General features: G+C 61.2%; 10 protein-coding genes. All 10 read left to right on the forward strand.

From position 1 onward, the window contains the following. Window positions 1–158: 158 nt before the first annotated feature. The 10 genes from BHD06_RS21905 (at window position 159) to BHD06_RS21950 (ending at window position 7,943) form a co-directional block, all read left to right on the forward strand. Window positions 159–638, forward strand: coding sequence for a cytochrome c (locus BHD06_RS21905; protein WP_080459079.1), 480 nt, complete (start codon window positions 159–161; stop codon window positions 636–638). Continuing rightward, on the forward strand, window positions 635–1,207 hold the full coding sequence (locus tag BHD06_RS21910; RefSeq protein WP_254892566.1) for a DsbE family thiol:disulfide interchange protein: 573 nt from the start codon (window positions 635–637) through the stop codon (window positions 1,205–1,207). The genes BHD06_RS21905 and BHD06_RS21910 overlap by 4 nt, the downstream gene beginning before the upstream one ends. Next, entirely contained in the window at window positions 1,204–1,734 is a 531-nt protein-coding gene (locus tag BHD06_RS21915) for a TlpA disulfide reductase family protein (RefSeq protein WP_080459081.1), read from the forward strand. Before BHD06_RS21910 ends, BHD06_RS21915 begins: the two co-directional genes overlap by 4 nt. After that, on the forward strand, window positions 1,731–2,003 hold the full coding sequence (locus BHD06_RS21920) for a hypothetical protein (RefSeq protein WP_254892567.1): 273 nt from the start codon (window positions 1,731–1,733) through the stop codon (window positions 2,001–2,003). Before BHD06_RS21915 ends, BHD06_RS21920 begins: the two co-directional genes overlap by 4 nt. Window positions 2,004–2,031: 28 nt before the next feature. Further along, a complete protein-coding gene (locus BHD06_RS23960) occupies window positions 2,032–2,430 on the forward strand; it encodes a hypothetical protein (RefSeq protein WP_176214465.1) in 399 nt (132 codons plus the stop codon). Window positions 2,431–2,532: 102 nt separating this feature from the next. Then, a complete protein-coding gene (locus BHD06_RS21930) occupies window positions 2,533–2,973 on the forward strand; it encodes a hypothetical protein (RefSeq protein ID WP_080459082.1) in 441 nt (146 codons plus the stop codon). A gap of 562 nt (window positions 2,974–3,535) precedes the next feature. Then, window positions 3,536–3,772, forward strand: a complete 237-nt coding sequence (locus BHD06_RS24585; protein WP_254892568.1) for a M48 family metallopeptidase — start codon at window positions 3,536–3,538, stop codon at window positions 3,770–3,772. A gap of 674 nt (window positions 3,773–4,446) precedes the next feature. Next, the gene (locus BHD06_RS21940; protein ID WP_139784849.1) at window positions 4,447–5,118 is read left to right on the forward strand and encodes a hypothetical protein; all 672 of its coding nucleotides are present in this window, start codon (window positions 4,447–4,449) and stop codon (window positions 5,116–5,118) included. A gap of 26 nt (window positions 5,119–5,144) precedes the next feature. After that, the gene (locus BHD06_RS21945; RefSeq protein ID WP_176214466.1) at window positions 5,145–6,107 is read left to right on the forward strand and encodes a TniB family NTP-binding protein; all 963 of its coding nucleotides are present in this window, start codon (window positions 5,145–5,147) and stop codon (window positions 6,105–6,107) included. 3 nt (window positions 6,108–6,110) lie between these two features. After that, complete coding sequence (locus tag BHD06_RS21950; RefSeq protein WP_080459085.1) at window positions 6,111–7,943, forward strand: TniQ family protein; 1,833 nt, start codon at window positions 6,111–6,113, stop codon at window positions 7,941–7,943. Window positions 7,944–8,549: the final 606 nt, after the last annotated feature.

Here is an 8,549-nt window from a genome sequence, read left to right on the forward strand (position 1 = left end):
GACGGCCCCGGCACGGGCTTTGCGGGCGATTGCATGGGCCAGATGATGGGTGGCCCCATGATGGGCATGATGATGGGCGGAGGCCTGATCATGCTGCTGTTTGTCGCGGTGCTGGTCCTCGCGGCGGCGGCGCTGGTCAAGTATCTTCGGCAGCCTGCATGACCCGCCCCGGCCATTACGCGGCGGGTCTCGTTGTGGCGCTCGGCTCGACGGCATGGGTCGTTGCGGCCGACGCGCCGATCGTTCCCGAGGGGCTGAGCTTTCGCGGTGCGACGGTGACGGCCAAACAGGTCGCACTCGGGCAGGAACTCTACGCGGCCAATTGCGCCGCCTGCCACGGTGTCAACCTGGAGGGTGAACCCGACTGGAAGCGCCGCAAGGACAACGGACGAATGCCCGCACCGCCGCATGATGCGAGCGGCCATACCTGGCACCATGCCGACCGTCAGCTGTTCACCATCACCAAGCTCGGGGTCAACGCCATCGTGCCCGGCTATGAGAGCGATATGCCGGGCTTCGAGGGGGTCCTGTCCGACGACGAGATCAAGGCCGTTCTGGCCTTTATCAAGAGCACCTGGCCTGAACGCGCACGCGACTTTCAGGCCGAAGTGACAGCCAATGACGAGGGCGGATCATGAGCGTGCCGAGGACACCGCGAAGAAGCCGGGTTTCCCTGCTGATGGTGTTGCCCGTGGCGATCTTCGCCGGGCTTGGCGCCGCCTTTTACTGGGGGCTCTGGAACACGGACGACCGGCTGCCCTCGACCCGGATCGGCAAGCCGGTGCCGGAATTCGATCTGCCGCCCATAGAGGGGCGAAGCGACGGGTTGGCCACCACTGATCTGACGGGCGACGTGTCCATCGTCAACGTCTGGGCGTCCTGGTGCGTGCCGTGCCGCGACGAGAACCCGCTCTTGGTTGAGCTTGCCGAGACCGGCGCGGTTCCGATCCATGGGATCAACTACAAGGACGCTCTTGGCGCGGCGCTGGCATTCCTCGACGAGCTGGGCGATCCCTTCACCCGTATCGCGGCGGACCGGAATGGCCGCGTTGCCATCGACTGGGGGGTCTACGGCGTGCCGGAAACCTACGTGATCGACGCCGAGGGCCGTATCGCAATGAAACATGTCGGCCCGTTCAACCGTCAGATTATGGAAAACGAGATCATGCCCGTGGTCCGGGCGCTGCAGGCGGAGGAAACCCCATGAACCGCAGAGACTTTCTTGCCGCTACGGCGGCGGCGACATTGGCCACGCCGGTCGCCGCGCGCCCGGTCATGCCACTTCGGGACAGCCCACGAGACATGCTTTCGCCCCCCTTCGTGGACGGCGGCGGGCACGACCTGACCTTGGCCGATTTCCTTGGCCAAGTCGTGCTGCTCAACGTCTGGGCCACCTGGTGCGCGCCCTGCCGCGAGGAAATGCCGACGCTGGATCGGCTGCAGGCGCGGCTTGGCGGGGCGGATTTCCACATCCTTCCGCTCTCCATCGACCGGGCAGGGCTCGGCCCGGTGCGCCGCTTCTACGACGAGATCGGGATCGCGCATCTGGGCCTGTATCTCGCCGAGGACATCCGCGCCATGGCGGCCCTCGCCGTGGCAGGCCTGCCGACGACCATCCTGATCGACCGGCTTGGCCGCGAACTGGGCCGCCTCTCCGGTCCTGCCGAGTGGGACAGCCCGAAAAACATCGCATTCTTTGAAACGATCATAGCAAAAGGACAAGACACGCCATGACAAACATACCTTTTGTGCATCGCCGTCAGGCCGCGCCCGCCCGCTGGCCTCTGAGCCGCCGCCAGACCGTGATCGCGGTGATGATCGCCATCGGCGCGGGCCTCTGGCTCAACTGGGGCTGGCTTGCCGCGATCGGTGTGGCCCCCCTGATCCTGAGCCTCGCACCCTGCGCGGTGATGTGCGCCACCGGATACTGCGTCATGTGCAAAAGCAAGGGCTGTGACGCAGCGAAGACCTCGGCCGATATGCCGAACACGACGAGGGACTGATCTTTCAATACAACTCAAGGAGATGACCATGAAAACTACCAGGACACTGGCCGTGCGCAACCGCTTCGCCCAAGCGGCTCGCGTGCTCTCGTCCGCCGGCGCGTCGATCAGGATAGGGGCCAGACCTTCGAGCGTGCGCGCCACGGCAGTCCCCAGAGCACCGGAGGATGTGTCGATGTGTTCGAAGGTCGGCCAGATGCGTTCAGCGAGCGCGATGACCCCCTCACCGGCCGCGACCAGATCGAACTTCCGCACGGCCTTTATCTCGCGCATTACGGCCTTCAGCCGTTCGGTGGCTTTCGCCGTGCCCCGCCAGCCGAATGCGCCTGCGCGCACGCCGGGCTTGAACGCCCATTTGTGTGTCGTGCGTCTGGCCACGTCGTCCCCCCTGTCCGGTCGACATTGCCACAAGGCGGTTCCAGGATGAAGGGCCGGTCGGCTCTGGCCGGACCACATGGATGGGAGCTGATCGGGTTGACCTTTCATCGGTGATGCGGCCATCAGGCGTGCGCAGGCAGGGAGCGATCATATGGCCAGCGACAGAGATCTCCGCGAGAAACTCGCCAAGCTCGGGCGGCTCTTCGCCCGAGGCGCTACCCCGGGGGAACGGGCCGCAGCCGGCGCGGCACGTGACCGGCTTCAGGCCATGCTGGATTCGGGAGCCGCGGACGAGGCGGACCCGGAGATCGAGCTGCAGTATTCCCTGCCGGATGTCTGGTCAGTGCGGATCTTCGTCGCGCTCTGCCGCAAGCACGGGGTGCGACCCTATCGCTATCCCCGACAACGACGCACCACGGTCATGGTCCGGGCGCGGCAAGCCGGCTTCGAACGGACGGTCGCGTCGGAGTTTCGCACCCTCTACCGCGAGGTGAGCGCGTATTTCGACGAGACCGTGAACCACCTCATCTCCGACGCCATGAAATCCGATGGCGACGACGAGACGCTGAAGCAACGGCAGCTTCCGAAATAGCACACCGACCGCTCGCCTGAGCGGGGGCGGCGGGGAATCTTGCGGGCAAACCCGTCGCTACGCTGCGCGCACCGACGATCCTGGATCGTGGCTCATGGGCCACCATCCGGCGCCATCGTGTGAAATGGAAATCCCCTGTTGCCGATGTCGGCCTCGAGGCGTTTCCTCTGGCATGTAGAAACGAGCGCCACCGCGCTCGTGGTCGTCTCCCGTCGGTGGCCGGGACTTCGAAAACCGCCGAGGACGGCCTTCTGTGACAGACGTCATGGGAATTCGTCTCGGATGCACGGTGTCGCTTCCGCTCATGCGGATACCACTACCTCTGGGGAATGATCAGATCCCCGCAGCGCGCTGCTTTTTTGGTGATGCACAACACTGTTAACGAGCGTCCAGTGGTTCTGGATTTCGCGCTGCCTCCTTTCTCTTCGCTCATCGTGCGGTCCTCGACGGCATCTTCATGCCGCAGTCATAGGGAAGATATGGAACGGTCGAGTGCACGCAGAAAAATTTTCCGGCCTGCAACACCAGAATATCCTGACAGCCCCCACTGAGGCAGCTCTCCATGCTCCCTGTCGGCGCTCCCGAGGGGGGGGGCGGTGAGGACGGGGACGCCGCTCTCCGCGCGGGGTGCCGAGGTTCTTGGGGCCAGGCGCCGGTCGACGCCATCGACTACGTTATCACCCACGAGCTCTGCCACATGGCGGAGCCTCATCACGGGGCTGCCTTCTTCGAGCTCTTCGACAAGGTGATGCCCGATTGGGAGCGTCGGAAGCAAAGGCTCGAACGGGCCATGGCGTAAGTATGCTGGAGATCCGTTGCAGGTGAATCGGATTCGAATCGCTTCCCCCCGGTGCGACAGGTTTCGAACCTCCATCACATTTTTCAAAACAACCTTACGTGTGTCATTTTCGCCACGCGAATATCCGAGTGTCGCCGGCGATTTCGTAGATGAGACAGGCGCGGAGGGGTCGGCGCAGATGTTTTTTTTGGCGTAAGATGGAGGTCGGCAGAGAAAATAACATAAAAACAGTATCTTGGGATCCGCTGGGATCGATTAAAGCGGCGCGGGAACGACTTTAAGAAAAAAATTTGGGGCAAAATCAGCGGTTGCCCGAGGTGGCGCGCTGAGTACTTTGACCCTCGAAACGAGGCCCGGGACGGCGGATTTCACAGGTCAGCTCGACCGCCTCGTTTCGCCGAAAATGCAACCAGCCAATGTCCTGGCTGCCCAACCCGAGAGACCGGGGACAGCGGTGCAGGAAAGGCAATGGAAAGAGAATGGAGAACGAAGTGAACGCCAGTAGCTGAACACTCAATCCAACCACTTGGATCTTTGGATCCACGAAGGTGAAATGACCGCCAACTGAGAGTCAGTCGGTTCATTTCATGAAATCCCGAAAATATGGCCGCCGCCTTCGGGCAGCGTCGGACTGAAGTCCGGCGGGTGGTCTTCCTATGCGAAAGGAAATCAAAATGCCGATTTATTCGGAGGGTCGCGTATTGCCTGCGCAATCCCGTGGGGATCGCAGTATCAAGAATGCGTCGACTGCACATTGTACCGCCTTCGCCGTCCTTGGTGAGAACTCAGGTACCCGCTTTCAAGCGGAGTCACACCTTGAACTCTGCCACTTGCAAATCGAGGCTACCCGGCCCGATGTCGCCGCAGTCCAGGAGCAGGTGCTTTTCACATTCGGCCGGCAAAATGAGAAATGGCACTTCTTCGACATGGTCGTCACGAAGGCCTCGGGAGAGCGCATTGCCTATACGGTCAAGCCCGAAGTGCGCCTCAAGTCCGGTCGTCATGTCGAGGAAATGCGCACCATCGCCTGGTGGGTGCAAGAGAAGGGGTTCGCCAAGTCGGTGCGCCTCTTGACCGAGGCCGATATCGACCGGGTCGCCCTTCACAACGCGAACATCAACGCAGCATTGCGCGACATTGATCCGGAAGCAGAGGACGCAGCGCGTGCCGTGGCGCAGGAGTTGTGCGGTGCTGTTCGCCTTGACCTTCTCACGCAGAAAACTGGCCTCGCAGCCCGCGGCTATCGAGCCCTTCTGCGGCTGATTTCAGCAGGTGAGCTCGCGCCCCTGCAGTCCAAAAAAATCACCCCTGAAACCCTCGTTGAATGGAAAGGAGACCGTCAATGAACATTCAAATTCCCAAGGGCAAATTGGTGCAGAGCCTGCGCGACATGCACGTGCCCAACGAGCGCACCGATGCGGTGCAGAAACACCTTGCCCGGCTACTGCAGGTCGATGACGATGATCGCCTGACCGCCGAGCCATGCCGATTTACCGCCGACAAGGAAACGCGCGGCATCGCCGTCATCGAAGCTGCTGGGGGTGGCAAAACCACTGCAATCCGGACCGTGCTGCAATCGACCAGCGCGCTGAAGATGAACCCCGAAACGGGCCTTCCACGGTACCTGGAAATCCAGGTTCCCAGCCCCGCGACGCACAAGAGCGTTGGTCTCGCGATCCTGGAGGCAACCGGCATGTCCGGTGTCTCCTCGAATGCCAAGGCCTGGGAAATCTGGGGCGCCGTGCGGAAGCGGTTGGGTCAGATGGGCATCAAGGTCCTTTGGTTGGATGAGGCCCAGGACCTCGTCATGGCGCAGTCGGCAAACGAGACCGAAACGACCTTGAGGACGATCAAGACGCTCATGCAAGGCGACAATGCGGTGATCCCGATCCTCAGCGGGACACGGAGGCTCGGTGAGATGACCAGCTTCGATCCGCAGGTGTCGCGGCGCTTCACCAAGATCGCGCCGTCGGATCTCGACCACAGCACGGACCAGGACGACATTTTCGGGATGATCGACGGCTACTGCGACGAGGCTGGCATCACGGCGCGGCTGCCCGATGATTTGGCGGTCCGCCTGATGACGGGTAGCCGCTATCGTTTCGGACGGGCGATCGAGACCATCGTCAACGCGATCGAGTGCGCCATTTTCGACGGTGCGACCTTCCTGACCATCGATCATTTCGCAGAGGCCTGGGCCATACAGGAAGGGTGTGATCCTGGCTCCAACATTTTTTGGGCGCCTGACTGGATGTCCATATCACTGGATGCAGGGGCCGAGGAATACGAGCAGGCGCGCTCCAAGCGCCAGCAGAAGAAGATCGAGCGGGGTTGAACAATGGTCATGCTGCCTGTCCTCCCACTGATCGAGGGTGAGAGCACCGTTTCCTGGTGCTCTCGGCTCGGTCCGTTTCATGCCGGCCTGTCCGGTCCCGACTTCCTGAAACTGATGCAGATCAGTCGCCAGAGCGTCGTCGACACGACCGATGACTGCATTGGCAGGCTGGCTGACCTTACCGGGATCGCCGCGGACCGCATACGGGCCTCCGGCGTGCAGCGTGTCGGCGAAGCGCGCTTCAAGCATGGCGACGAGGTTTTCGGCATGCGGTTCGCGCTGCGAACCCATACAACCTTTTGCCCGGCTTGCCTGTTGGAAGATGCTGATCCGTCGGGACCAAGCGCGGGGCGGCGCGTTGGCCGGATCGGCTGGATGTTCAGCCCGGTCAGAACATGCCCCCAACACGGGCTTGTTCTTCATCGGCGCCTCAACAGCGGGTTTCATGAGCATTTCCAGGATATGACCCTCGTGGCGCCGGACGATGCCGCCCTTGAAAAGCTGGCAGGCGACGCGCCGCCAGCGAACACCTCTGCCTTGCAGGCCTATGTTATGCGGCGCCTCATAGGCGTGTCCGGTCACGACTGGCTCGACACTCAGGATATAGACCAGGCGACAAAAGCCTGTGAGATGCTGGGGGCCTGCCTTGTGTTCGGGGCGCATACCAACCTTGATAGGCTCTCGCTTGGTGATTGGTCAGAGGCCGGCAGTGCCGGTTTCGAGGCGGCCCGTGATGGCGTGGACGGCTTGCGCAAGGCGCTTGACGAGATTTCACGCGAGTCCTTTCGCCGGAGTTCCAAGGGCGGCCCGCAAGCGGCCTTGGGTCGAATTTACCAGTGGCTGCAATTCAAGAAATCCAAGACGGATCCCGGACCGATCCGGGATGTCGTGAGGGAGTTTGTCCTGGACACGATGTCGATTGACCCGGGTAGCACCTTGTTCGGCCGTCCTGTCGATGCGCGGCGCCGTCATTCGCTGGCCAGCCTGTCGCGGTCGACCGGCGTTCACCAGGCGACCTTGCGCCGGGCGCTGAAACTCACCGGTGTTCTTCCAGCTGATGTTGACGCCGACGACCGGTTTACCGTCGATGCAGGGCAAGGGGAAAGGCTGGCCGATCGCATTCACAATTCAATTCCGATCAGCAAGGTCCCGGAGTACCTGAACTGCAACCGGACCCAAGCCCAGATGCTCGTGAAACGCGGGATTGTATCTCAGCTGGTGCCGGATCTCGGCCGCGGCGGCGGCGTCCTCGCCAAGGTAGCTGTCCGAGACCTCGATGATTTCATCTCTCGCTTGCGGGCGCATGGGACAACCGTGCGCCAGGCCAGCGACGGGATGGTCGACGCCATCGTTGCCTCCGAGGTCGTGCGGCGACCGGTGATGGACATCGTTCAGCTTGTTCTGGATCGCAAGCTGACATCGCTTGAACTCTTGTCAGAAGACCTGGGGTTTCGTTCGGTACTGGTCTCCCCGGACGAGGTCCGCGCCGTGATCTCGGAACTTGAAGGCGAGATCGGTTTGTCCACGCATGATGTTGCCGCCCGTCTCGGAATATTCACGTCCGGCGTCACGCACCTTCGGACGAAGGTCGACAGGTCGGGGCGCCCGTTTCTCCGCTCACTCGAAACCGTGGCCTCGAGCGGCACCGTCCGTCATCGCTTCGAGGAAAAGGAGGTGAAACGGTTCCAGGCGGACTACGTCGCGCTTGCGGACCTGGCCAAGACAAGGGGCAAGGCCCCGAAGGTAGTCGCGATGGAACTGCGGAAACTTGACATAAAGCCGATTATGAGACGGGAACTCCTGAACGCTGCAATCTACAGGCGCGCCGATTTGTAGACCTAATTCCCACAAGATATTGCCGATCGAAGCCGCCCAACCGGGCGGATTTTTTGTTGCCTGATGCCTATATGACAAGACTATTGCCGATTTTGCGTGGCAAAACATTACCGCACTCCTTGGCAATAACGCCCGCCGACTTTGAAATCGGAAAAATTCGGCCCTTGATTTTATTGCATTTTTTCGATTTCAGATTTCGCGTTTGGCATAACTATGGCTGCTCTGACATTTTTTGTAGTATTCCGACCACCAATTAGTAGCCAGAGGCGGGGTCAAAAACGCCATTGTGCAAGCAAAAGAACGGAATCGGGCTTAGCAGCGCGTTCCCGCGCTTATTTCGCTCAGAGTCTTTGTTACTGTGGTTCGACTCCTTGCAGAACACATAGGTTCGCCTTCGTAGAGCCCAAAACGCGCCCTGCGTAATTTCTTGATCTGGTTAAGTGCAATCTCCGATGGAAAGGTGTGAAGTGGTCCCACCTTTTCGGACATGTTTGCAGCTTTTCTAAGGTGTATCGGGTTTAGGTTTCATGCTGCTTCTTGTTGTTCCAAGCCTACCCAATATGCGTCGTCAGGCGTCTGCCGATCAAGGGCGGAATGGGGCCTTTT

The organism is Roseovarius sp. A-2, assembly GCF_002072155.1.
Classification (GTDB): domain Bacteria; phylum Pseudomonadota; class Alphaproteobacteria; order Rhodobacterales; family Rhodobacteraceae; genus Roseovarius.